General features: G+C 63.4%; 23 protein-coding genes. 9 read left to right on the top strand and 14 right to left on the bottom strand.

All coding sequences use genetic code 11. The features are described from left to right. Positions 1–48: 48 nt before the first annotated feature. From RYZ20_RS06320 to RYZ20_RS06330, 3 genes are read right to left on the bottom strand one after another with little or no spacing between them, the layout of a single operon-like run. Positions 49–519, bottom strand: a complete 471-nt coding sequence (locus RYZ20_RS06320; protein WP_317671550.1) for a DUF6173 family protein — start codon at positions 517–519, stop codon at positions 49–51. Continuing rightward, positions 516–1,553: an MBL fold metallo-hydrolase gene (locus RYZ20_RS06325; RefSeq protein ID WP_317671552.1), complete on the bottom strand. Its 1,038-nt coding sequence runs from the start codon at positions 1,551–1,553 to the stop codon at positions 516–518. The genes RYZ20_RS06320 and RYZ20_RS06325 overlap by 4 nt, the downstream gene beginning before the upstream one ends. Beyond that, positions 1,550–3,241 (bottom strand): acyl-CoA dehydrogenase family protein, encoded by a 1,692-nt coding sequence (locus RYZ20_RS06330; protein ID WP_317671554.1) that lies wholly within the window; start codon positions 3,239–3,241, stop codon positions 1,550–1,552. The genes RYZ20_RS06325 and RYZ20_RS06330 overlap by 4 nt, the downstream gene beginning before the upstream one ends. Positions 3,242–3,363: 122 nt before the next feature. On the opposite strand from RYZ20_RS06330, the gene RYZ20_RS06335 reads away from it, so the two are divergent. Then, positions 3,364–4,326, top strand: a complete 963-nt coding sequence (locus RYZ20_RS06335; protein ID WP_411572330.1) for an L-threonylcarbamoyladenylate synthase — start codon at positions 3,364–3,366, stop codon at positions 4,324–4,326. Between the two features lies 1 nt (position 4,327). Here RYZ20_RS06335 and RYZ20_RS06340 read toward each other — a convergent pair whose 3' ends face one another. Continuing rightward, positions 4,328–4,903 (bottom strand): YqgE/AlgH family protein, encoded by a 576-nt coding sequence (locus RYZ20_RS06340; protein ID WP_317671558.1) that lies wholly within the window; start codon positions 4,901–4,903, stop codon positions 4,328–4,330. Positions 4,904–5,059: 156 nt separating this feature from the next. Between RYZ20_RS06340 and RYZ20_RS06345 the strand changes: the two genes are divergently transcribed. Beyond that, positions 5,060–5,920 (top strand): protein-disulfide reductase DsbD domain-containing protein, encoded by an 861-nt coding sequence (locus RYZ20_RS06345; protein ID WP_317671560.1) that lies wholly within the window; start codon positions 5,060–5,062, stop codon positions 5,918–5,920. On the opposite strand, the gene RYZ20_RS06350 is transcribed toward RYZ20_RS06345, so the two are convergent. The 3 genes from RYZ20_RS06350 to RYZ20_RS06360 all read right to left on the bottom strand — a co-directional run bounded on the left by RYZ20_RS06350 (position 5,921) and on the right by RYZ20_RS06360 (position 11,732). After that, positions 5,921–9,298, bottom strand: coding sequence for an efflux RND transporter permease subunit (locus tag RYZ20_RS06350; RefSeq protein ID WP_317671562.1), 3,378 nt, complete (start codon positions 9,296–9,298; stop codon positions 5,921–5,923). Positions 9,299–9,301: 3 nt separating this feature from the next. Beyond that, positions 9,302–10,762, bottom strand: a complete 1,461-nt coding sequence (locus RYZ20_RS06355; protein ID WP_317671564.1) for an efflux RND transporter periplasmic adaptor subunit — start codon at positions 10,760–10,762, stop codon at positions 9,302–9,304. 151 nt (positions 10,763–10,913) lie between these two features. Beyond that, entirely contained in the window at positions 10,914–11,732 is an 819-nt protein-coding gene (locus tag RYZ20_RS06360) for a uracil-DNA glycosylase (protein ID WP_317671566.1), read from the bottom strand. A 108-nt stretch (positions 11,733–11,840) separates the two neighbouring features. On the opposite strand from RYZ20_RS06360, the gene RYZ20_RS06365 reads away from it, so the two are divergent. The 5 genes from RYZ20_RS06365 to plsY are packed head-to-tail and all read left to right on the top strand — an operon-like array spanning position 11,841 to position 15,789. After that, complete coding sequence (locus tag RYZ20_RS06365) at positions 11,841–12,806, top strand: aspartate carbamoyltransferase catalytic subunit (RefSeq protein ID WP_317671568.1); 966 nt, start codon at positions 11,841–11,843, stop codon at positions 12,804–12,806. Continuing rightward, complete coding sequence (locus RYZ20_RS06370) at positions 12,799–13,284, top strand: hypothetical protein (protein ID WP_317671570.1); 486 nt, start codon at positions 12,799–12,801, stop codon at positions 13,282–13,284. The genes RYZ20_RS06365 and RYZ20_RS06370 overlap by 8 nt, the downstream gene beginning before the upstream one ends. Then, entirely contained in the window at positions 13,281–13,892 is a 612-nt protein-coding gene (locus RYZ20_RS06375) for a hypothetical protein (RefSeq protein ID WP_317671572.1), read from the top strand. Before RYZ20_RS06370 ends, RYZ20_RS06375 begins: the two co-directional genes overlap by 4 nt. Then, the gene (pyrC, locus tag RYZ20_RS06380; RefSeq protein WP_317671574.1) at positions 13,889–15,163 is read left to right on the top strand and encodes a dihydroorotase; all 1,275 of its coding nucleotides are present in this window, start codon (positions 13,889–13,891) and stop codon (positions 15,161–15,163) included. The genes RYZ20_RS06375 and pyrC overlap by 4 nt, the downstream gene beginning before the upstream one ends. Before the next feature lie 20 nt (positions 15,164–15,183). Continuing rightward, positions 15,184–15,789: a glycerol-3-phosphate 1-O-acyltransferase PlsY gene (gene plsY, locus RYZ20_RS06385; protein WP_317671576.1), complete on the top strand. Its 606-nt coding sequence runs from the start codon at positions 15,184–15,186 to the stop codon at positions 15,787–15,789. A 34-nt stretch (positions 15,790–15,823) separates the two neighbouring features. On the opposite strand, the gene RYZ20_RS06390 is transcribed toward plsY, so the two are convergent. After that, the gene (locus tag RYZ20_RS06390; RefSeq protein WP_411572331.1) at positions 15,824–16,441 is read right to left on the bottom strand and encodes a L,D-transpeptidase; all 618 of its coding nucleotides are present in this window, start codon (positions 16,439–16,441) and stop codon (positions 15,824–15,826) included. Between the two features lie 162 nt (positions 16,442–16,603). Between RYZ20_RS06390 and dalA the strand changes: the two genes are divergently transcribed. Then, a complete protein-coding gene (dalA, locus tag RYZ20_RS06395; protein WP_317671578.1) occupies positions 16,604–17,113 on the top strand; it encodes a divisome-associated lipoprotein DalA in 510 nt (169 codons plus the stop codon). Between the two features lie 27 nt (positions 17,114–17,140). On the opposite strand, the gene RYZ20_RS06400 is transcribed toward dalA, so the two are convergent. The 6 genes from RYZ20_RS06400 to hslO are packed head-to-tail and all read right to left on the bottom strand — an operon-like array spanning position 17,141 to position 23,585. Further along, entirely contained in the window at positions 17,141–17,659 is a 519-nt protein-coding gene (locus tag RYZ20_RS06400) for a L,D-transpeptidase family protein (protein ID WP_317671580.1), read from the bottom strand. A 34-nt stretch (positions 17,660–17,693) separates the two neighbouring features. Further along, the gene (locus tag RYZ20_RS06405; RefSeq protein ID WP_317671582.1) at positions 17,694–18,917 is read right to left on the bottom strand and encodes a class I SAM-dependent RNA methyltransferase; all 1,224 of its coding nucleotides are present in this window, start codon (positions 18,915–18,917) and stop codon (positions 17,694–17,696) included. A gap of 25 nt (positions 18,918–18,942) precedes the next feature. Then, the gene (locus RYZ20_RS06410; RefSeq protein WP_317671584.1) at positions 18,943–20,778 is read right to left on the bottom strand and encodes an ABC transporter ATP-binding protein; all 1,836 of its coding nucleotides are present in this window, start codon (positions 20,776–20,778) and stop codon (positions 18,943–18,945) included. A 41-nt stretch (positions 20,779–20,819) separates the two neighbouring features. Then, positions 20,820–21,977 (bottom strand): CCA tRNA nucleotidyltransferase, encoded by a 1,158-nt coding sequence (locus RYZ20_RS06415; protein ID WP_317671586.1) that lies wholly within the window; start codon positions 21,975–21,977, stop codon positions 20,820–20,822. Continuing rightward, entirely contained in the window at positions 21,974–22,573 is a 600-nt protein-coding gene (locus RYZ20_RS06420; protein ID WP_317671588.1) for a CoA pyrophosphatase, read from the bottom strand. Before RYZ20_RS06420 ends, RYZ20_RS06415 begins: the two co-directional genes overlap by 4 nt. Beyond that, positions 22,566–23,585 carry an Hsp33 family molecular chaperone HslO gene (gene hslO, locus RYZ20_RS06425; RefSeq protein WP_317671590.1) on the bottom strand — a complete coding sequence of 340 codons (1,020 nt, stop codon included), beginning with the start codon at positions 23,583–23,585 and terminating at the stop codon, positions 22,566–22,568. Before hslO ends, RYZ20_RS06420 begins: the two co-directional genes overlap by 8 nt. A 98-nt stretch (positions 23,586–23,683) precedes the next feature. Between hslO and RYZ20_RS06430 the strand changes: the two genes are divergently transcribed. Further along, a complete protein-coding gene (locus RYZ20_RS06430) occupies positions 23,684–24,133 on the top strand; it encodes an NUDIX hydrolase (RefSeq protein WP_317671592.1) in 450 nt (149 codons plus the stop codon). Positions 24,134–24,190: the final 57 nt, after the last annotated feature.

A 24,190-nucleotide genomic window follows, 5' to 3' on the forward strand; every position in this document is an offset into this window, starting at 1 on the left:
CAATCGCGTTTCTCCCTGACTTCGGGATAGCGGAACCGCGACCTTCTGTCACGCCCCCTCTTTCCTTTCGAGCGATTTGGCCAGCCGGAACCCGATCCGGCGCGGCGCCTCGGCCTCTTGCGGCTTGGGGTTTGCGACCAGCATCACGTCCAGACGGCTGACATGCTGGATCAGTTGCGTGCGCGCGCCATCCTCGTTGATGCCGTAGAAGGTGATGATGTCGGGGGCGAAATAGCCAAGTCCCTCGATCTGCAAGACCCCTGCCTGACCACCAACCAGCCCCATCGCGACCTCTTCGTCGGCGTTCAGCTGTTCCTCGAAGTTCTGGATATAGACGATCAGCCGCTCATAGGCCCATTGCGCTTCGGATTTGTCCTCCAGCGCCTCGTCGGACATCTCGGGCGGCAGCGGCAAAACCTCGGGTGCGTCGGGCGCATCATCGGCGGTGCGTACCACGCGCGCGCAGGGCAGGGCAGAGGCTTCGTGCGCCTCGGCGGTGGTGCGGATGTCTTCACTCATATCAATCTCCAGAGCCATGCCCCGTCATCGCGACGGGTGCGTGTTACCCGCCCTTTGTGCCAAAGGTGATTGAGATGCGCCACCGCTTCGACCAGCGCGAGCCCGTATTCGCCCTCGCCAATCGGGCGTTTGAACAGCGCCGGGAAACAGTCGCAAGCGGTGCGGGGATCATCGTGCAGCAGTTTTTCAAGGCGGCGCAACGCGCCTGTGTGGTTCTCGACCATCTGCCGCAAACGCAGGGGCAGCCCCGTGAAGGGCAGCTTGTGACCGGGCAAAACCAGTTGCCCCTCGGTCGCGAAGGGCTGGAGGTTTTGCGCGCTTTCGATCCATTCGGCCACCGGATCGGCCTCTGGTTCTGACGCATAAACCCCAAGGTTGGCGGAAATCGAGGGAAGCAACTGGTCGCCGCCGATCACAAGCGACCCATCGCATGACCAGAAGGTCGCATGATCGGGCGCATGGCCATGACCGAAGCGGGTGATCCAGTCACGCCCGCCGATGCGGATCATTTCGCCGTCGCGGATCTGGCGATAGCCAAGCGGCAGCGGATGCACGCAATCGGCGAAATTGAAGGGGCGTTCCGCGGCGCGCTTCTCCAGCAGCGCCGCATCCATCCCCGCGTCGCGCCAGAATTCCAGCGTTTCACCAACCGGCACCGGCTGCGCATCAAGCTGCAACATCCGCGCGAACAGCCATGAGGTGCGCGTCGTCCACAGCTCGGCCCCCAGCGCCTGCAACCAGCCCGCCAGACCGATATGATCGGGGTGGTAATGGGTCACGATCACACGACCCACGGGCTTGCCCGCCAAGGGGCCATCCAGTGCCGATTGCAGCGCCGCACGGCATTTGCGCGTGTCTATACCGGGGTCGATCAGCGTCCAGCTATCGCCCTCGTCAAAGGCAAAGCAATTCACATGATCAAGCGCCATCGGCAGCGGCAGGCGCAGCCAGAAGACACCCTCTGCCAGCTCGCGCGCCCCTCCGAACTCGGGCGGGTCAGCCCACGGGTAGCGGATGCCGCCCTGAACCGTCATGCCCCCAGATCTTCGACCGAGAGCGCATAAAGCCCGTCCGCGCCCTGTTGCGCCTCGACAAGCGCCGAAGCGTATTGTGGCAACAGGCGACGAATGTAGACCGCTGCAAGCCGTTCGCGAGCCGAACCGGACCCGGCGGCGATAGCCGCGCGCAGGTGGAAATGCGCACCAAGCACGCGCGCAAACGCCTTCAGGTAAGGCACGGCACCGGCGAAACGGTCTTGCATGTCCTTGGTGACCATCTCTTCGGTCGCTTCACGCAGGGTTTCTGCCGCCGCCCAGACATCCTCGGCCAGTTCGGGCAACACCTCGCGTGCCGATTTCGCCTCGTCCTCGACCTCTTGCAGAAGGGCGCAAGCCACCTTGCCGCCATCCATCATCTTGCGGCCCACAAGGTCCATCGCCTGAATCCCGTTGGTGCCCTCGTAGATCGCTGTGATGCGCGCGTCGCGCAGGTATTGCGCGGCCCCCGTTTCCTCGATGAAGCCCATGCCGCCGTGAACCTGCACGCCCTCGCCCGCGGCCCAGATACCCATATCGGTGCCGAACGCCTTGGCAATCGGCGTCAGAAGCGCGGCGCGTGCGGACCAGTCGGCCTCGCCGGTTGCGCGCCCCATATCAAGCGCCACCGCACAGGCCAGCGCGACCGAGCGCGCAGCAAAAATATCGGCCTTCATCGTCGCCAGCATCCGGCGCACATCTGCGTGTTCGATGATCGGGGTGAACTGCACCCGCTCCTGCGCATATTCCAGCGCCTTCTGATAGGCAGCTTCGGCCACACCGATCCCCTGCACCCCCACATTCAGGCGCGCGTTGTTCATCATGGTGAACATCGCAGCCATGCCCTTATGCGGCTCGCCAACCAGCCAGCCGGTCGCACCCTCAAAGCTCATGACACAGGTGGGCGATCCGTGGATGCCCAGCTTATGCTCCAGCGACACAACCTTCAGACTGTTGGCCACACCCGGATTACCATTGGCGTCCGGGATCAGTTTGGGCACCATGAACAGCGAGATCCCCTTGGTGCCAGCACCCCCATCGGGCAGACGTGCAAGAACCAGATGGCAGACGTTCGACACGCAATCGTTGTCGCCCCATGTGATAAAAATCTTCTGGCCGGTCACTGCGTAGGTGCCGTCGCCATTGGGCTCTGCCTTGGTGCGAAGCGCCCCCACGTCCGAACCCGCCTGCGGCTCGGTCAGGTTCATCGTGCCCGACCATTCGCCCGAGGTAAGTTTCGGCAGGTAGAGCTCTTTGAGTTCGTCTGAGGCGTGATGCTCCAGCGCCTCGATTTGGCCCTGCGTCAGAAGCGGGTTCAGTTGCAGCGCAAGGTTCGCCCCCGAGAGCATATCATTGACCGCCACGTTAAGCGCTTGCGGCAAGCCCATCCCGCCATATTCAGGGTCCGCCGCCATGCCGACCCAGCCACCTTCGGCAATTGCCGCAAAGGCCTCTTTGAAGCCGGGCGAGGAGCGCACAACGCCGTTCTCAAGCTTTGCCGGCGTCAGGTCGCCGTCACGGTTGGTGGGCGCGATCACCTCGTCGCACATCCGGCCCGCTTCGGTCAGGATGGCTTCGACGGTTTCGGGCGTCGCTTCGGCAAAAAGTTCGGTCGCGGATACCGGCGCCAGCGGCACTACATGGTCCAGAATGAAACGGATCTCGGCGCTCGGCGAACGATATGGCATGGGTCTCTCCCTTTCGCGCGCCTTGGCAAAACCCTTGCCCGCGCGTATGTCCTGTCTAATTCCCGGCCAAGTTACCGCAAGGTCACGGCACCTCAACTCAAACGCTGCGTCACGAAATGCCGATGGACCAAGAAACCGAAATGCTAGCGCCCGATGCTGCCGGATATGCCCGCGCGGCGGCTCTGCTCGCGCAAGGTGAACTGGTCGCCTTCCCGACCGAGACGGTTTACGGGCTTGGCGGGGATGCGCGCAACGATCACGCGGTTGCGTCGATTTTCGCCGCCAAGGGGCGCCCGCATTTCAACCCGCTGATCGTGCATCTTCCATCGTTGGACGAGGCCGAAAAGATTGCCGTTTTCGATACGCAAGCGCGAGAGCTGGCCGCACGTTTCTGGCCCGGTCCGCTGACGCTGGTTTTGCCGCTGCGCCCCGAGGCAGGGATTTCGCATCTGGTTTCGGCAGGGCTTGAGACCGTCGCGATCCGCTTGCCTGCCCATCCGGTCGCCCGCGCGCTGCTGGCGGCCTTTGGCGGGCCTGTTGCGGCGCCCTCGGCCAACCCGTCGGGCAAGATCAGCCCGACAAGCGCGGCCCATGTGGCCGAGGGGCTTTCAGGCCGGATCGCCGCCGTTCTGGATGGCGGCGCCTGCGGCGTGGGGCTGGAATCGACGATCCTATCGCTTGCGCCGACCCTGTTGCTGCGCCCCGGTGGCCTGCCCGCCGAAGAAATCGAGGCCGTTCTTGGTCATTCTCTGGAAACCGGAGGGAACGCCGCCAAGCCGAACGCACCAGGGCAGTTGACCTCGCATTACGCGCCCGGTGCTTCGGTGCGCCTTGAGGCCATGGCCCCCGCGCCCGATGAGGTCTGGATCGGCTTTGGCCCGGACAGTGCGGGGTCGGACCTGAACCTCTCGGAAAGCGGCGATCTGGTCGAGGCGGCAGCAAACCTTTTTGCGCATCTGCGCCGCGCGGACCGGATTGCGACCGAGCGTGGCGCGACGGGCATCGCCGTCGCCCCCATCCCCGAGCGCGAGCTTGGCCGCGCGATCAACGACCGCCTGCGCCGCGCCGCCGCGCCAAGGGGCTAATTCAGGCGTGGCCCGCCGCCGAAGACAGGGTGCGCGGGTCAATCCCCATCGCATTCAGCGCGCGGGTCCACTTGGTCGTATATTCGCGGCCAAGCGCGATTTCCGCATCACTTTCGGCAATCAGCCAGCCGTTTGCCAAAATCTCGTCCTCAAGCTGCCCCGGCCCCCAGCCCGAATAGCCCAAAGCCAGCAAGGACCGCTCCGGCCCCATACCAGCGGCAATATCGACCAGAATATCGCGTGTCGCGGTCATCGACAGCTCGGGCGTCACGCCCATCGCCTCGTTCTCGCCCTGCCAATCGGGCGAATGGAGCACAAAGCCCCGCCCCGTCTCGACCGGACCACCAAACAGGATCGCCCGCTTTTCGGGCTTATCGCTCACCGTCACGGCGATCCCGAGTTGCGCGAACAGATCGTCCAGACCCGGCTCGGGCAACGGCTTATTCACGATAAGCCCCATCGCGCCCTCGGGCGAATGCGCGCAGATAAGCACGACCGAGTGCTCGAATCGCGGATCCCCCATGCCAGGCATCGCGACCAGAAGCTTTCCGGTCAGGTCCATTGCTGCATCGCTCATCTGCGGTCCCTCGATCGGGCAGGCATTGCCCCTTCTCCTCAAAGTGGCGCGATGCGCGGGCAGGATCAAGGGTGCCGGTGTGGCATCTGTGCACAGGCCCGTGAAATGGCGCGTTTGTGACTTTGCGTTTTGCGTTGCAATGAGTATCCGGAACCCATGAACCGCATATTTGCCAAATCCATCCTCCTTGCGCTTCTTGCGCCGCTGGCGGCTCATGCCCAGACCGCGGAGATCGAGGTGACGATCCTGCCACCCCCGCCAGCGGAGCAAGATCTGGTCGCCGCGTCTTCGATGCCGCGCGGGATGGAGCGCGCCGAGCTACTGGACGGCTGGCAAACCGAAGACGGCGCCCGCATCGCGGCTATCCGCATCGCGCTGGACGAGGGCTGGAAAACCTATTGGCGCAGCCCCGGCGAGGCAGGCATCCCGCCGCAGTTCAACTTTGCCGAATCGCAAAATGTGACCTCGGTGCAGGTGCGCTGGCCGCGTCCGGTGGTCTTTGAACAAAACGGGATGCGCACGGTCGGCTATCGCGACGAGGTCGTGCTGCCGATCGAGATCACGCCGATTGACCCCTCGCAGCCTGTTGCTCTGTCTGCCGACCTTGATTTCGGCATTTGCCACGATGTCTGCGTGCCGGTGTCGGTCGAGGTGACGGCAGATCTGCAAGGTCCGGGGCTGCTGAATGAACCCACAATCATGGGCGCGCTAAGCAGCCAGCCACAAATCACCACGCTTCCGGTTCTGTGCGAGATCGAACCGATTTCGGACGGGGTGCGGGTGACGGCGCGCATCCCTCTGGCCGCCGACGCGCCCGAACCGCTGCCCGTGTTCGAACTGGCCTCGGCTCCCGTCTGGGTCTCAGAGGCGGTGTCGCACCGCGAGGGCGATATGCTGGTGTCGATGGCCGAGTTTGTGCCGGACGAGGCCGCGCCCTTCGCGCTTGACCCGCAAGACCTGCGGATCACGCTTCTGGATGGCGCCTCGGCGTTTGAGATCGACGGCTGCGAGGACTGATCAGAGCTGCGGCGGCAGGTGGCGCACATGCCCGCGCAGGATACGCGGCGCAAGCATCCCTGCCCCCAGAACGATCATCGCGGAAATCAGCGCAAACCCCGCCAGCGCCTCCATCGGCGCCCCCCCCGTCCACAAGGCCCGTCCGATTGTCGCGGCAAAGCCGATCATCAGCAGCCCCGCGACCGACGCCAGAACTCCGCGCAACCCCGGCACCCGAAGCCCGTGGCGAACGGCGGTAATCTGGCGCGCGAAATCAAGCTGGATCGCCAGCAGCGCAGGCACGACCAGCAGCACGATCACCATCCCGAAGCCCAGACCATAGACCAGCGTAATCACCGTGGATTTCAGGAACAGCGCCGCGCTCGAGCTTTCGTAGAGCAAAGGCAAAAGGCCCAGAACCGTGGTCAGCGTGGTCAACATCACAGGCCGCAGCCTGTCCGCCACCGCATCCACAATCGCCGGAACCAGCCCGCGCTTGACCGCGTATTCATCTACCGTCGAGATCAGCACAATCGCGTCGTTGATGATGATCCCCGACATACCGATCCCGCCCACAACGGCAAACATCGACAGCGGCATCGCCCAGATATAATGCCCCCAGATCGCGCCGATCAGACCAAAGGGGATCACCGACATCACGACAATCGGCCGCGTCCAGCTTGCGAAAATCCACGCCAGCACGATGTAAATCCCGATCAGGCACAGAACGAGGCCGGTGATCGCATCTGCCATGAACTCGCGCTCCTGCTCGGCCGCGCCGGAAAGCTGCCAGACGACGCCGTGCTCCTCGGCGATGCGGGGAAGGGTTTCCTCTTTGAGGATTTGCATGATCTGATTGGCGCGCTCGGGGTTGTCTTCGGACAGGTTTGCCGTGACCTCGACCAGACGCAGCCCATTCTCGCGGCGGATCGTCGAGAACCCGGTTTCCGAGCGGATCGACACAATATCCGACAGCGGCACCCAGTTGCCAGTCGGTGTGCGCAGCTGCATCCGCTCCATGAAATCAGCGGCGCGTTCGGTCTCGGGAATTTCGACACGGATGGTTGCCGTGCGCACCCCGTCGGGGAAGCTTGCCGCCTCGGTCCCGTTTAGCCGCGCGCGCAATTCCCGCGCGAGCATATCGGTATCAAACCCAAGCGCTGCGCCCTGCGCCGTCAGATCAAGGATCAGCTCTTCCTTGTCATAGGCGAGGTTATCCTCGATGGCCGAGACCTCGGCAAAAGTGGCCAGTTCGGTTTTCAGCGCCTCGGCGGCCTGCTTCAGAACGCGGCTTTCCGCGCCCGAAAACTGCACATCAATCCCGTCCGTTGACGGGCCCATATTGAACCCGCGGAAGCTGATCTCCTCAAGCAACGGATGGCGCTTTGCCTCTTGTTGAAGCCGCGACACAAATTCCGAGCTGGAATAGGGTCGATAATCGGATTCGATCAGCTCGATCGAGATGCCTCCCAGAAGGTCCGTATCCTTCCCGTCCGCCGAAGCCAGCGAGCGCGAGACCGATCCGCCGATCTGCCCAAGCGCGTGGATCACGGGGTTGGTGCCATATTCCGCCTCAAAGGACTTGGCCACCGTTTCGGTCGCGATTTGCAACTCGCGCATCATCGCCTCGGTATCGGCGCGGCTTGCACCATCCAGCATTGCGAAAGCGCCGGACACGGTTGACCGCTCGGGCGGATTAAAGAACCGCCACTGCACATCGCCCGACATCACCAGAGCGATCTGCGACAGGAACAGCGCCGCCACCCCCGCAACAACCGGATAGCGCGCGCGAATAACCAGCCGCGTCAGCGGGCGCATAAAGCGCGCGCGCACCCATTCCAGCCCTTGATTGACCTTGCGCGAGGGCCAGTCATACCACTTGTTATCCGCCGCACGGCTCAGCGCATGAGACATATGGTTCGGCAGGATCAGGAAGCACTCGATCAGCGAGGCCGAAAGCACCGCGATCACCGTCAGGGGAATGTCGGTGATCATGTTGCCCATGCCGCCGCCGATCACCAGCAGCCCCGCAAAGGCAATCACCGTGGTCAGGGTCGAGGCAAAGACCGGCGCCGCCATCCGCCGCGCGCCATTCTCGGCCGCCAGCACCGGATGCTCGCCAAGGGATCTGGCGCGGAAGTCGGCGTGCTCGCCCACGACAATCGCATCATCGACCACGATCCCCAGCGTCAGGATCAGTGCGAACAGCGAGATCATGTTGATCGTCATGCCGCCCACATACATCACCGCCACGGCAGCCGCCATCGAGGTAGGTATCCCCATCGCGACCCAGAACGCCGTGCGCGCATTGAGGAACATGAATAGCAATAGCAGCACCAGCGCCAACCCCATCGCCCCGTTGCCAAGCAACAGGTTCAACCGCTGCATGATCGCCTCGGAGCGTGTGCGCACCAGCGTAATCTCGGTGCCAGCGGGCAGCGTCGAGCGCATTTCGGCGGCGACGGCCTCGACCTTTTTCTGAAGCGCGATCGCGTCGCCCTGCGCCGAGCGCGCCACGTTGATCGCCATCGCCGGATTGGCACCAACATAATAGGCGCGGTCGCGCTGCGGCCCCGTCACACGCACGGCTGCCACATCGCCAACCGTCAGTTGCGAGCCGTCATCCTCGGTCCGCAACACCAGCGCAGCCACCTCGCGCGGGTCGCGACGTTCCTCGCCCGTGCGCACACGCGCGGCCCCGCCTGCCACATCACCTGCGGGCGAGGTATCGGCCTCGGCCGCGATCACAGCCACGATCTGCGAGAGCGTCACATCATGCGCGATCATCGACAGCGTCGGCACCTCGACCATCACTTCGGGCGCGGCAATGCCCTGAACCGTCGTCCGCGTCACACCTTGGGCATAGAGCCGGACCACCAGTTCATCGGCGAGCCGCCCCAATTGCTCGGGCGCGATCGGTCCTTCGATCACCACATCGGTCACGGTATCGCGCCAGACCTTGCGCGTGACCTTCGGCTCTTCGGCGCCTTCGGGCAGATCACCGGCCAGCGTGATCGCATTCGCCACATCATCCACCGCGCGGCCCATATCCCAGCCGGTCTCGAACTCAAGCGTGATCGAGGCCGAACCTTCGCGCGCCCGGGACGAGCTTTGGTCAACCCCCTCGACGGTAATCAGCGACGGCTCCAGCACCTGCACAATCGCGCGGTCGATGTCTTCGGCCCCCGCACCATCCCATGCGACCGAAACCTCGACCTCTTCGACCACGTTATCGGGGAAAAACTGCGCGCGCAGACGGGGCGCAAAAGCCGCCCCCAGACACAGCAGCACGATAAGCACGATATTCGCCAGCGTCGCGTGGCGCGTGAACAGACCGATTAGCCCCTGCGCAGGCGGCAGATCGGCATCGCGTTCTTCGCGGGTGGTGCGAAAGCCCATCGCTTAGCCTCCGATCCGCTGCTCAAGCTGCGCCACCACATCGGCGGGCACCTTGTCTTCGGCCAGTTGGGTCAGCAGGGATTTCTTGCGCTCTTCGGGCATCCGCGTGTTGCCCTCGACAAAGGCGATCAGGCGCGCGCGGCGCTCGGGGTCGAGTTCGATCATTTCAGGGCCGGCAGAGACCGCCTCGGCGCCCGCCCGCATCGGGCGCAGCTTGATCCCCTCGCCCAGAAGCGGTGTGCGTTCGGCCACGATCTCGGTTCCTGCGGGCAGATCGGCGCGAATGATGACCGCGTCGCCCTGACGGCGCAGCACGGTAACAGGCGCCTCGCGCAGGCGGCTGTCGTCGGCCAGCATCAGAACATTGCCGCCCGCATCCACGGCAGAGGCCGGCACCTGCGCCACGTTTTGCAACTCCGGCTCGTTCAGGCGCAGCGTCACGAAGTCACCGGGGCGCAGCGCGCCAGCGCCATCTGTCACACGCGCATAAAGCACGCGTCCCGTCAGCCCGTTTTCCACCGCAGCACCTGCCCGCATCAGGCGCGCGGTCGCCGGAATCGCCACTCCTTCGCTTTTCAGATAGACCTGCATTTCGGCTTCGATCAGATCTCCCCGCGCATCCAGAAGCCGTGAGAATTGGTTGGTGGAGACGCGAAACGCGACCTCAAGCGCCGCGGGATCAATCAGATCAGCCAGCTTTTCATTACCAGACACCAGCCCGCCCGACACAGCCCCCACGCCGGACAGCACCCCGTCAAACCCGGCACGGATTTCGGTTTCGGCCAGTTCACGCTCGGCCTCGGACAAGGCAATCGTGGCACGACGCAATGCGTTTGCCGCCTGATCCTGCGCCGCCTCCGACGAGGAAAGCGCCGCGCGTTTGGTCAGCACAGCCTGCTCGGCCGAGGACAGAGTCAGCTCGGCGGCTTCGGTCGCAGCGTCCGTTCCCAGCCCGCGCTCATTCAACGCCAGTTGCCGGTCCAGCGCCTTTTGTTTGAGGTCGCGCTGGCGTTCCGCTGCGGCCAGATCGTCGGTCGCAATCACAAAGGACCGACCCGCCAAAGCCTGCGACGCCTCGGCCTCGGCCAAAGAGGCCGCAGCAGAATCGCGCGCGGCCTTGGCCTCGGTCGGGTCCAGCTTGACCAGTAGTTCACCCGCTTTCACCGTGCCACCGTCAACAAAGGCCGGAGAAAGCTGAACAATTGTGCCGGCCCGCGTGGCCCGCAGCTCAAGCTGGCGCAGCCCCGTCACCTCGCCATAGGCCGTCAGAACCGGCACGACAGGCCCATAGTCCAGCGCCAGAACCGTTGCGGCAAACACCCTTTCAGCCGCCATACGCGCGCCCGGCGCATTAGCCTCACGCGCGGCAATGGCCGAGCGGATCGTATAGCCCCCCGCCACCAGCAGCCCAACGGTCAGGGCCAACAAGAACAGTCCGGTCAGGCTGCGGGTCAGAAAGCGCATGATATGTCCTTGGATCGGCGGTCGAATGATTGGCTCAAGTGTAGTCGTCGGAACGCGCCCGCCAAGTGATTAAATGGCGGTTTTAAACTCTCATACGCGGCGAAAGGTCACTTCCGGCGCATCTCACGGAAAATTCACTGAAAACTTTGGGCTATCCGCCAAGACGCGCGCGGATTTCCAGAAGATCCGCCCAGGCCTCGCGCTTGGCCGCCGCGTTGCGCAGCAGATAGGCCGGATGGGTCATCGGCAGGCACGGCTTGCCGAAAGCCTCGACCCATTGGCCACGAAGGCGCAGGATACCACGCTTGCCCAAAGCCGCCGCACAGGCCGCATTGCCCATCAGCACAATCACATCGGGATCGGCCAGTTCCACATGGCGGCGCAGGAACGGCAGCAACATCGCCAGTTCGTCCGGCTCGGGGTCACGGTTGCCCGGCGGACGCCACGGCAGCGTATTGGTGATGTAAAGCGCGGCCTCTGAATCGGGGGCCGTGCGCGACAGGCCAATCGCGCCGAACATCCGGTCCAGCAACTGCCCCGCACGTCCGACAAAGGGCTTGCCCTGCAAATCCTCGTCGCGCCCCGGAGCCTCTCCGATAATCATCAGCCGCGCCTTGGGATTGCCGTCGGCAAAGACCGTCTGGCGCGCGCCTTTTTTCAGATCGCACAGGTCGAACGCGTCCATCGCCTCGGCCAAAGCCTCAAGCGTTTCGCAACGCCCCGCCGCCTCGCGCGCGACAAGAACGGGGTCTGGCCCCTCTTGCACCGCCTGCTGCACGACCGGCGCAACGGGTTTTGCCCCACGCTCGGGCGCGGCAACCGGCGCACGCACGGGGTCGATCTTGTCGGGCAGGGCATAGGCATCCAGCGGTGCCTCGCAGATCGCCTCATCCGCGCCAAGCTCCACCTGCCATTCAAGAATGGCAAGCGCTTCGTAATAGTCGAAATCTTCGGGCGGGCGAGTCTGCATGGCGCCAAGCTATGCGCCCGCGCGTCCGGCGTAAAGCGCATGTATCACGCTGGACGGGGCCGCCCCCTTTTGCCATAAGCAGAACCGGACAACTTCGGAGGCAGGATCATGGCATTCCGCGCAAAACACCTTCTGGGGATCGAACATCTCACACAGGAGGATATTCGCGCCGTCCTCGACCTTGCCGACAAATACGTCGAACTGAACCGCCGCACGGTCAAAAAGACCGATGTTCTGGCGGGGATGACGCAGATCAACATGTTCTTCGAAAACTCGACCCGCACGCAGTCCAGCTTTGAACTGGCGGGCAAACGCCTTGGCGCCGACGTGATGAATATGTCGATGCAGACCAGCTCGGTCAAAAAGGGCGAAACACTGATCGACACAGCGCTGACGCTGAACGCGATGCACCCCGACCTGCTGGTGGTGCGCCACGGGTCATCGGGCGCGGTGAACCTGCTGGCCGAAAAGGTGAACTGCGCGGTGGTGAACGCGGGCGACGGCAAGCACGAGCATCCGACGCAGGCGTTGCTTGATGCGCTGACGATCCGCCGCGCCAAGGGCCGCATCCAGCGCCTGACGGTCGCGATTTGCGGCGACGTGGCGCATAGCCGGGTGGCGCGGTCAAACCTGATTTTGCTGAACAAGATGGAGAACCGCATCCGCCTGATTGGCCCGCCGACGCTGATGCCCTCGGGGATCGGGGAATTCGGCTGCGAGGTCTATGAAGACATGCGCGAAGGCCTGAAAGACGCCGATGTCGTGATGATGCTGCGCCTTCAGCGCGAGCGGATGGATGGCGGGTTTATCCCCTCGGAACGCGAATACTTCCATCGCTACGGGCTGGATGCCGAAAAGCTGGCCTTCGCCAAGGACGATGCGATTGTCATGCACCCCGGCCCGATGAACCGCGGGGTCGAGATCGACGGCTCTATCGCGGACGACATCAACCGCTCGGTCATTCAGGAGCAGGTCGAAATGGGCGTCGCGGTGCGCATGGCGGTGATGGACCTTCTGGCTCAAAACCTGCGCGCTGACCGGGGTCGCGCACTGGTGGAGGGCACCTATGTCTGAGATCGGCCGCGACACGGTTCTGGATTACCGCCCCGGCCCTGACAGCGAATTGCCGCTGGAAGAGGGGGAAACCGTGCTTGCGACCTTTCTGCCCGACGCGGGCCGCTACTGGAAAGACCACGCGCTGCTGGGGCTTTTGGGGGTGGCGCTGGTCGCCCTCGGGCTTTGGTATCTGGGCAACCTGAACCAGCTTGCCGTTGCTGCGATTGCGATTGTCGTGGGGATGACGCTGCGCGGCTGGTATTTCCGCTCCGAAGTCTTCGCGCGCCGCTGGCAACTGACCGAACGCCGCCTGATCGGACCGCAGGGGCGTCAGGTGATGCTGCTTGAGATTACAGCCGTGCGCCGCCTGATGGGCGATGTGCAGATCGTCACGAAATCAGGCGGCAAACATCTGATCCGCCATCAAGCGGACGCCGAGGCGGTGGCAAACCGGATCGAGGCGGCACAAGCCGCGCGCAAAGGGGCAAACACATGACCCGCGACCCGAACACTCCGCCACCGCTGCCGCCCGAGGCTTTCGCGGATACGCCGGTCATTCTGGAAGAACCCGCGCACGCCCCAACCCGAACAAACGTCCCCAGCGTTCCCAAACGCGCAACACAGACGCACAGCGACGACTGGGCCGAGGTGATCGGGCCGGACGAAACACGGCTTTGGGACGGCGCGCCCGAACGGGGGAACCGCTCTGGCCTGCGCGCGGATTTCCCGCTGCTGGCTTTTATCGTTGTGGCGCTGATCATGGCGGCGAATGCGGGCGGCGGGATGGGCTCGATCGTTCCACTCGTGATGGCGGGGTTCGTATTTCTGAAGCTGCGCCAACGTCGCAAAGGTGACGCGCGCTCGCTCAGTTCCTCGTATCTGCTGACCGACCGCGCGGCCTATATCCGCAACGGCAACGCGATCGAGCGCCACCCGATCACCGCGCATATGCCCCTCACACTGACCGCACGCGGCGTGCATTTCGCCTTTCGCACCAAGGGCAACAACGACGACCCGCGCGAAGTGCCCTATGGTTTCGGCAATATCCCCGACGCCGAGACCGTCTATTCCCTGATGCTTGACCTCAAAAGAGCCGCCCGATGACCCTGTTTCTGCAAAATGCCCGCCTGATCGACCCCGAGGCCCAAACCGAGACCGAGGGGAATATCGTCATCGACAACGGCATTATCGCCGCCATCGGCCAGATGTCCGCACCCGCAGGCGCCGAGGTGATCGACTGTCGCGGCAAATGTCTTGCGCCTGGCATTGTGGATCTGGGCGTCAAGATCGGGGAACCGGGCGAGCGCCATAAGGAAAGCTTCCGTTCGGCGGGCGCTGCGGCTGCGGCGGGCGGCGTAACCACCGTCATCGCGCGCCCCGATACCTCACCCGCGATTGACACCCCCGAGACGCTGGACTTCGTGACCCGCCGCGCGGCCGATGCGCCGGTGCGCATTTTGCATATGGCCGCGCTGACCAAGGGCCGCGAAGGCCGCGAGATGACCGAGATCGGCTTCTTGCTGGATACCGGCGCGGTGGCGTTCACCGACACCGACCATGTGACCACCTCGACCAAGGTTCTGGCGCGCGCGATGACCTATGCCCGCTCGCTTGGGGCGCTGATCGTGGGGCATCCGCAAGAACCGGGCCTGTCGGCTGGCGCCTCTGTCACCAGCGGCAAGTTTGCCAGCCTTCGCGGGCTGCCCGGGGTCTCGCCCCTGGCCGAGCGGATGGGCTTTGACCGCGACATGGCTTTGGTCGAGATGACGGGCGTCAAATACCACGCAGATCAGGTGACAAGCGCGCGCACCCTGCCCGCGCTGGAACGCGCCAAGAAGAACGGTCTGGATGTGACGGCGGGGATCTCGATCCACCACCTGACACTGAACGAATTTGACGTGGGCGATTATCGCACCTTCTTCAAACTCACCCCGCCTCTGCGATCCGAGGACGACCGGCTGGCGATGGTGCAGGCAGTGGCGGATGGGCTGATCGACATTATCTGTTCGATGCACACGCCCGCGGACGAGGAAAGCAAACGCCTGCCGTTCGAAGAGGCTGCGTCCGGTGCCGTCGGGCTTGAGACCTTCCTGCCTGCAGCGCTGCGGCTGTATCACAATGGGCAAGTCACGCTGCCGCAACTGTTCCGCGCGATGGCGCTGAACCCCGCGAACCGCCTTGGCCTGCCGCAAGGCCGTCTGGCCGAGGGCGCACCTGCCGACCTGATCCTTTTCGATCCCGACGCGCCCTTTGTTCTGGATCGCTGGAAACTGCACTCGAAATCGAAGAATACGCCCTTCGACGGCAGCCGGCTGGAAGGCAAAGTGCTTGCCACATTCGTCGCGGGTGTGCAGGTATACAGCAACGATAACTAAAACAAAGACGAGGGCAGCAGATGCCGGATATGGGAAGCAGTCTGACGGTGCTCGGGCTGGTTGCGGTGCTTGGGTATCTTCTGGGGTCCGTGCCGTTCGGGTTAGTGATTACCCGCGCGCTTGGCCTTGGCGACCTGCGCCAGATCGGTTCGGGGAATATCGGCGCTACGAATGTGCTGCGCACGGGCAACAAACCCGCCGCGCTGGCGACGCTTTTGCTGGATAGCGGCAAGGGCGCGATTGCGGTTCTGATCGCGCGTTATGCGATGGGCGAATCTGCGGCACTGGTTGCGGGGGGCGCGGCCTTTTTCGGGCATATCTTCCCGGTCTGGCTGGGTTTCAAGGGCGGCAAGGGGGTTGCCACCTTCCTTGGCACGATGATCGCGCTGGCGTGGCCGCTGGGTCTGGCGGTTTGCGGAGTGTGGTTGCTGACAGCGGTTGTCGCACGGATTTCCTCGCTCTCGGCGCTTGTCGCGGCGGCGGCCTCGGTGCCGCTGGCGTGGATGCTTGGGCTGGCACATATGATGCCGCTTGCAGCCCTTCTGGCGGTGCTGATTTTCTGGCGCCACCGGTCCAATATCGCGCGGATCGCGCAGGGCACCGAACCGAAGATCGGCAAGAAATGAAAAGGGGGCCGCGTGGCCCCCCAAGTCATTCCATTCACCCGATGAGCAAAACCTGCGTGCCAACCTTGGCATAGCCGAACAGCTCTTGGATGTGTTCGTTATATAGCCCGATACAGCCGTTCGACGACTTGCGCCCGATCTTGCGCGTGTCGTGGGTGCCGTGGATGCGGTAGTATTTCCAGCTTAGATACAGCGCGTGCGTCCCAAGCGGGTTATCCGGTCCGGGCGGCACATAATCCGGCCAGTCGGGGTTGCGCTCTTTCATCGAAGGCGTGGGCGACCAGCTTGGCCCCTCGACCTTGCGGATGACTTCGGTCCGGCCAAGCCGCGTCAGCTCTTGCGACACCGGCACCGAGGTCGGGAACACCTTGTAGAACGACTCGTCCGCCGACCAGTAATGCAGCGCCCGCGAAGTGGTATCGACCAGAATCGCGCCGTTTTTCAGGTTCGTGAAATAGGGCTGCCAATCGAGACCGCGGAAGCTAGAGATATTCCGGCGGATATTGGTGTATTCGTTCTGCTCGTGGCGCTCTTGCCCCGCATCGGGGGCTTCTTGCGCGCGCACCAGCGAGGGCATCGCAACGCCCGCGCCAAGCATCGCGGCCGTGCCAAGGAAACTGCGGCGGCCCAGTCGGCCTGTCTTATTCATCATCATCGCCTCCGCAACGATCGTTACGCGTGTTGGGCGGGGGTTTAGTGCGCCAGAGCCACGAAAGCAAATCAAACTGCTGTCAGATGGGGTTCACGGAACTGTGGGTTTGCGCGGCAATTGGCAAACGTGTAAGGGGTTTGACCAGAAATTCAGGGGGATCCCATGTTCCGAGTGACTGCTCTTCTTGTATCCGTGGCCTTTACTCTGGCGGCCTGCGCGCCGGAACCGACCCAGCTTGGGCCGGACGGTCGCCCCTTGCCGCAGGTCTACCGGATCGGCCCGAAGGACGCCGAAGTCATCCCGATGCGCGTGGCCGAGGCGGTGAACTCGCTGCGTGCCGTGCGGGGCACCGCGCCCGTCAGCCTGAACAACCAGCTTGCAGCGGCGGCAACGGCCCATTCGCAGGATATGTCGTCGCAGAACCGCGCGTGGCATTGGGGGTCGGACGGCTCGTCGCCGCTGGATCGCGCGCAACGGGCAGGCTTTGGCGGCAAGGTTCTGGGCGAGAATATATCCGAGACCTACGAGACCGAGATCGAGACGCTTTCGGCCTGGATGTCGGTGCATGACACGCGCGACGTCATGCTGAACCCCGAGGCAACCCAGATCGGCTTTGGCTGGTATCAGGAGCCGTCGGGCAAGATCTGGTGGACGCTGCTCTCCGGCCGGTAACCAAATGGCCCCAAGGGGCCATTTTTCCTATCGGAAGATGTGGATCGGCGTGCCGTTCCCGACCATCGCGTAAATCTCTTCGATCTCGCGGTTTTTGACGGCAATGCACCCCGCCGTCCAGTCGCGCCCACGCCCCGAGCTTTTACGCTCTTCGCCGTGGATGAAAATATCCCCCCCCGGTTTCTTGCCCTGCGCGGCGGCATAGGCGCGATCTACGCTGTTCGGATAAGAGATCCCAAGCGAGAGGTAATAGGCCGAATTCGGGTTGCGGCGGTCGATGATATAGGTGCCCTCGGGGGTCTTGCTGTCGCCTTCGAACTGCTTGTGACCGACCGGATTGCCGCCAAGGCCGATACGGTATTTGCGCAGAACCTTCTGGTCTTCGGACAGCAGATACATCCGGCGCTTGGCCTTGAAAACCTGCACCGAGGAAACCCGCGGGCCACTATAGGTCTTGAACTTCGAGGCGCCGCAACCCGCCAGAGAGGCAAGAACGACCGTGCCCAAAAGCACGGCGCGGCGGCTGATGACGGGGGTGCTGCTCATGTTTCGTCCATTTGTCAGACCGTTTTGCCTCGCCCTACCCGCGCCGGAACACCGACGCAAGCTCGACATGCGCAGAGTAGCGGAATTGGTCCACAACCAGCAACGTCTCAAGGGTATATCCCGCCCCAACCAGCACGGCGGCATCGCGTGCGAAGGTCACCGGATTGCACGAAACATAGACCACAAGCGGCACTTTCGAGGCCACAATCTCGGCGGTTTGCGCCTCGGCACCAGCGCGCGGCGGGTCGATCACAACTGCGTCATATCTCGCCAGCTCGTCGGGCAAAAGCGGACGGCGGAACAGATCGCGCGCCTCGTGGGTGACGCGTTTCAGCCCGTCAGCCTTGCGCCAGCCCTGATCGAGCGCGTCCAGCATTGCCCCATCGCTTTCGACCGCGTGGACCTCGGCGCCCTCGGCCAGCGGCAGGGCAAAGGTGCCGCAGCCCGCGAACAGATCAGCGATGCGCGCGGCTTTCCCGGCGGCTTCGCGCGCGAAGACCACCAGCGCGGCCTCACCCTCTGCGGTTGCTTGCAAAAACGCGCCGGGCGGCGGCGTGACCTGAGCCTTGCCGAAATTCTGAAAGGCCGGGCGACGGGCCGCGATCATCTCGCCGTTCCAGCTGAGCGTCGCCAGATCATGCTTACGGGCGAAACCGGCAAGCGCTTCGAAAAGCGCGGCATCCGTCTCTTTGCCACCACGCGCGGCCAGTTCCAGCCCCGCCTGCGACACCGTCACGGCAAAGGCGATCTCGCCCTTGCGCGACCCGCCAAGCGCGGTCAGTTCGTGCAACGCGGGGACAAAGGCCAGAATCTCGGGGCGCAGGATCAGGCAGTTCGGCACCTCGACCAGCGTATCCGAACCGCGCGCATGAAACCCGACAAGCGTGCCTTTCTTGGTGCGCCGCCCTGCGAGCGTCGCCCGACGACGTGACCCAAGCGGCGAGGTCGCAACAGTAATTTCAGGCGCTTCAATCCCACGGGTCGCCAGCGCCGTGCGCACGACATCGGCTTTCCAGCCTTCGGTGAACGGCTCGGACGCATGTTGCAAGACGCAGCCACCGCAGGCTTTGTAATGCGGACACGGCGCCTTCACCCGATCCGCCGAGGGCGCCACGATACGCGGCGCAGCGATGCGGCCATCGACGATCTCTCCCTCGACCTCTTCACCCGGCAGCGCCATCGCCACATGAACCGTGCCAGCAGCCCCGCGCGACACTCCGTCAGCCTGAATCGAAAGGCGGTCAATCGTCAGCGTCATGCGGTTATCCTTGGTGAAACAGCCCCTACTCCGCGCACATAGCAGCATCATCGCAGCCGATGAAGCCCCCCGACTGCCGGTTCCAGTAACGCGCATAAAGCCCGCCCCGCGCCAATAGCTCCACGTGCGAGCCGATCTCGGTGATCTGACCGTGATCCAGAACGACGATCCGGTCCATCTCGGCCAGCGTCGACAGGCGGTGCGCGATGGCCAGAACGGTCTTGCCCTCCATCACACGATGCAGCGCGGCCTGAATCGACGCCTCCACCTCGGAATCCAGCGCCGAGGTCGCCTCGTCCAGCACAAGGATCGGCGCGTCCTTCAGAAACGCCCGCGCAAGGGCGATCCGCTGGCGTTGCCCGCCCGAAAGTTTGACGCCCCGCTCCCCCAGCATCGCGTCATAGCCCTTGTTGCCCTTGTGATCGGTGAGCGATTGGATGAACTCGTGTGCCTCGGCGGCTTTGGCGGCGGCGATCATCTCGTCCTCGGTCGCTTCGGGGCGGCCATAAAGGATGTTCTCTCGCGCCGAGCGGTTGAACATCGCCGTTTCCTGCGTGACCATCCCGATCGCATGACGCAGGCTTTCCTGCGTCACCGTCGCGACATCGGTCCCGTCGATCAGAATTTGGCCTTTCTCGGTGTCATAGAGCCTTAATAGCACCGAAACGAGCGTCGATTTGCCCGCACCGGACGCCCCGACAATGCCGATTTTCTCGCCCGGATGAATCGTCAGATTGATCCCGTTGATGCCACCCGAAGCCGTGCCATAGGCAAAGGTCACACCTTCAAACCGGATCTCACCGCGCGGCACCTGCAAAGCGCCCGCATCAGGCCGATCCGTCAGGCCATGCGGCGGGGTCAGTGTTTTCATGCCATCCTCGACCTCACCGACCGAGCGCCAAATCCCCATCAGCGCCATCGAAACCCAGCCCGACATCTGCGCGAGACGAATGGAAATCGCCCCCGACGCGGCGACATCTCCGGGGCTTGCGGCGCCGCGTTGCCACATCACAATCGCCAGCCCAACAAGGATTACCGGTAACAGCCCCGACAGCACCATCTGCGAGGCCCGATACCAGACCGACAAAGACCCGAACGCCTGCGCCGTCATCCGATGGCCCCGCATTGCCTCCAGCGCCGCGCGATCTTCATGCGCGGTATGGGCAAACAGCTTGACCGTTTTGATATTCGTCACGGTGTCGACCACCTGCCCCGTGACCATCGCCCGCGCGCCCGCGTTCGCCTCGGCGCGCCCTCGGATATGGGGCAAAAAAGCTCTAATCAGGCCGAGATAGAGACACATCCAGACCGCCAGCGCCGCCGCCCCCCATGCCTCGATCCCCAACAGAACCACGATCGAACCGACAATCGAGGACAGCGCGAAAAAGCCGGTATTGTTGATCTCGCTCACCGTCTGGGTCACGGCATTCGCCGTCTGCATCTGCTTTTGCGCAATCCGTCCCGCGAAATCGTTGTCGAAAAACGTTACCGACTGCCCCATCGTCCAGCGATGCAGCCGCGCGAGCACCTGCGGGAACACGGTGGGTGTCACCAGAAGGCTGGTTGAGGCCGAACTCAGCCCGAACATCAGCGGGCGCAGCAACAGGTAAAAGGCCGCAAACCCCGCAACCAGCCAAAGGTTATCACCGAAAACCGTGTCGGGGTTTGCGCCCAGAATCCCGTCGATCACATAGCCGATCAACAGGGCCGAGATCACCTCCATCGAGCCCGCAAGCGCGGACAGCACCGCATCCACCGCAATAATCGGCCAGCTTCCGCGCAGACACCAACGCAGAAAGCCAAGCAATTGACGGGGTGGCGGGCCATCGGCGGGGCGAAACGGATCAGGACGCAGGAACATGGGCCGACGATAGCCTGACCCGATGGGCAAGGGGAGAGGGCTTAGCGCAAAAGCTCGTCACGGGTGAGTGAAAACCCAGACGCGATCCAGAGTGCCTCAAGCCGCTTCAACTCGGCCCCAAGCGCCTGCCCGCTAAAGCGATCCAGCAAATCCGCCCCGCGCAGGGGGAACTCTGCCGCCGCCGCTTTTTCCGCGTTTTGCAGTGAAATAGGATCGAATTGCGTCTGAAGCAGCACCGCACGCAAAAGCAAAACCGCCCGCGCATCGGCAAAGCCAAGGCGGTAGCCAAGCTCGGCGGGGCTTTCGGTGGTCCCAACATGATCACGCAAAACCTGCAACCTGCGTGTTTCGGCTTTGGACAGGCGCAGCGCCCGCGCAACGTCCTGCCCACCAAGAGTGGTGAGCCGAAGCAACCAATCAGGCTCTATTCCAGCGTAATTTAGTCTTTCAAGATGCACCAGCGGCGCCAGCGCGCGCAGGTCCGCCCCCGCAATCACACGCGCCAGAATTCCACTTTGCGCCATACTCGCGACGGCTGGCGCAGGGTCGGGCGCGGCCAGAAGCTTGCGCATCTCGTGGCCGATGCGTTCTTTGGAAAGCGCCTCTATTCCGTCCTGATTTGCCGCCGAGGCCGCGAACCCTTCGACATCAAGCCCAGCTTCGGCATCACCATACCAAGCGGTGAACCGGAAGAAACGCAAGATACGCAGGTAGTCCTCGTGGATGCGGTTTTCGGGCGTGCCGACAAAACGGATACGGCGCGCCGCTAAATCCTCTAACCCCTCGCCAATCGGGTCGAGAACCGTGCCCGAGGCGTCCAGATAAAGCGCATTCACCGTAAAGTCGCGGCGATGCGCATCGTCCAGAATGTTGTCGGAAAATGCGACGGTTGCGTGACGCCCAAACGTCTCTATATCACGGCGAAACGTGGTTATTTCGAACATCGCATGATTCCGCACAGCCGTAATCGTGCCGTGCTCGATTCCGGTCGGGATCGCCTTGAACCCAGCCTGCGTAACCCGCCGCACGGTTTCATCGGGCGTATTGCTTGTCGCGATGTCCAGATCGGAAACCGGCGCGCCCAAAAGGGCGTTTCGCACGCATCCACCAACAAGATACGCCTGCGCTCCGCCCTTGGTCAGCGCGGCCAGAATGGTTTGGGTCGGCTCTGCCAAAAGCCAGTCGGCAGTGAGTTTCATGCATCCCCCATCCGGTCAGACAATGCGCGCAGCATACGCGCAGTTGCCCCCCAGATGTAATAGGGTCCAAACGGCGCAACATAGTAGCTGCGCCACATGCCCCGCCAGCGCCGCCGCTCGACCCGAAAGCTGGACGGATTCGCGATATGCGTCAGCGGAACGGTGAAGACCTCGTCCACCTCACCCGGTTCGGGGATAGGAGCAAACGGGCGGTGAATCTGCGCCAGAACTGGCGTCACCCAAAAGCCCGTCACGGTCTCATGTGGCTCTAATTCACCTAGAATCGTGACGTTTTCACTGGGAAGGCCTATTTCCTCATGCGCCTCGCGCAGCGCTGCACCTATCGGGCCAGCGTCATCAGGATCGACCTTGCCACCGGGAAAGGCAATCTGTCCGGGGTGGTGTTTCAGATGCGAGGCGCGTTTGGTCAGGTAGAGCCGCGCGCCGTCTTGCGTCACCTCGAACGCCACAAGCACACCCGCTGGTCGCAGCTTGCGCCCCTCGGGGAGTTTGAACTCGGGGTTCAGGTCGTAATCCGAAGACGGCCGCCCCGGGCGGCCCAAAGCAGCCAGAACCGGGGCGAGCGGATCACTCATCAGGCGTTTCCGCCTTGGGTGAACCATCCGGGTTCAACGTCGCCTGAAACCCGAGGCTTTCCGGGTCCATATCATAATGCGCGCCGCAGAACTGGCAGTCCGCCGTCACGCGCCCCTCTTCGTTGATCATATGCGCCATCTCGCGCCTGGAATAGATGGACAGCGATTCGCGCACGCGCGCCTCCGAACAGGTGCAGCCAAACTGCACCGGCTGCGGGTCAAACACACGCGGGCCTTCTTCGTGGAACAGACGCACCAGAAGCTCGGTCGGCTGCACCGTCGGGCCGATCAGCTCCATCTGCTCGACCGTATCCAGAAGGGTATTGGCGCGGGTCCAGTTTTCCTCCTGATCGTGGTCCAGAATATCGGATGCGGTCAGCAGACCACCGTCGCCCGAACCCTCTTCGCCCCGCAACGGCGAGGCAGGCGGCATGGTTTGCAGCATGACGCCACCGGCGCGCCACGCCTCGGCCTGACCGGGCAAGGTCGAACGCCCGTAGGCCAGCGAGAACCGTGTCGGAAGCTGCTCGGACTGCGCGAAATACGTCTCTGCACAGGCCGAAAGCGAGCCTCCGGCCAGCGGCGTAATCCCCTGATACGGCGTCGTGCCTTTGCCCTGGTCGATCAGAATGGCGAAGTAACCCTGGCCGATCTGCGCAAACGGGTCGGCTGTGGTATCAAGACGCTCGGCATCGAAACTCGCCCAGCCACGGATGCGGGCAGGCGCGCCTTCTTGGGTCGGCGCATAGTAATCGGTCGCCAGAATACGGATCGGGCCGCTGCCACGCACCTGAAGCGAGAGCTTCCAGCGCAGCTTCACCGTCTGGCCGATCAGCGCGGTCAGCAGCGCGATCTCGGCAACCATAGCCTCGACAACCGCAGGATAGTTATGCTGCCGGAGCACGTTTTCCAGAACGCCATCCAGACGGGCCACGCGCCCGCGCACATCCGAGCGATCAAGTTGGAACGGAAGGACGGTATCGTCCCATGCAATTTGCGAAAGCGTGCTCATATCGTGTCCTTGGGTCTCAGCGCGGTCTTTTCCTGACGGTCGCGCGCTGGCATACCGTGCCTATATAGGCGGAGCAACCACAGACCCAAGGGGGAAAGATGATCCGACGCTTTGGTGAACCGGCAAAAACAGGGCAAACCTACACGCGCCGCGGCGGCGCCTATGCGGTTTTGCTGCGCGATGGCGAGGTTCTGGTGACGCATCAAGCGTCACCCACCCCCGAGTTTCAACTTCCCGGCGACGGGATCGACCCCGGCGAAAGCCCGATCCGCGCACTGCACCGCGAGGTCTATGAGGAAACAGGATACCTGATTTCTACCCCCCGCAGGCTGGGGGCATTCAGACGCTTCACCTATATGCCGGAATACGAAATCTGGGCCGAGAAGATTTGCTTTATATATATCGCACGCCCCACGCGCAGGCTTGGCCCACCCACCGAACCCGATCACGACGCCGTCTGGATGAGCCCCGATGCCGCGCTTGAGAACCTTGCAAATAGCGGGGACAGGCACTTCCTGATGCGGGCGTTGAGGGATTTTCGTTGTTAATCGGTCACATAGTCCCCCCCGATTTCGCCGTTAACCCTACAAATTGACCCTAGGGTA

Source organism: Pseudothioclava alba, assembly GCF_033100795.1.
In the GTDB taxonomy this organism is placed as follows: Bacteria; Pseudomonadota; Alphaproteobacteria; order Rhodobacterales; family Rhodobacteraceae; genus Pseudothioclava.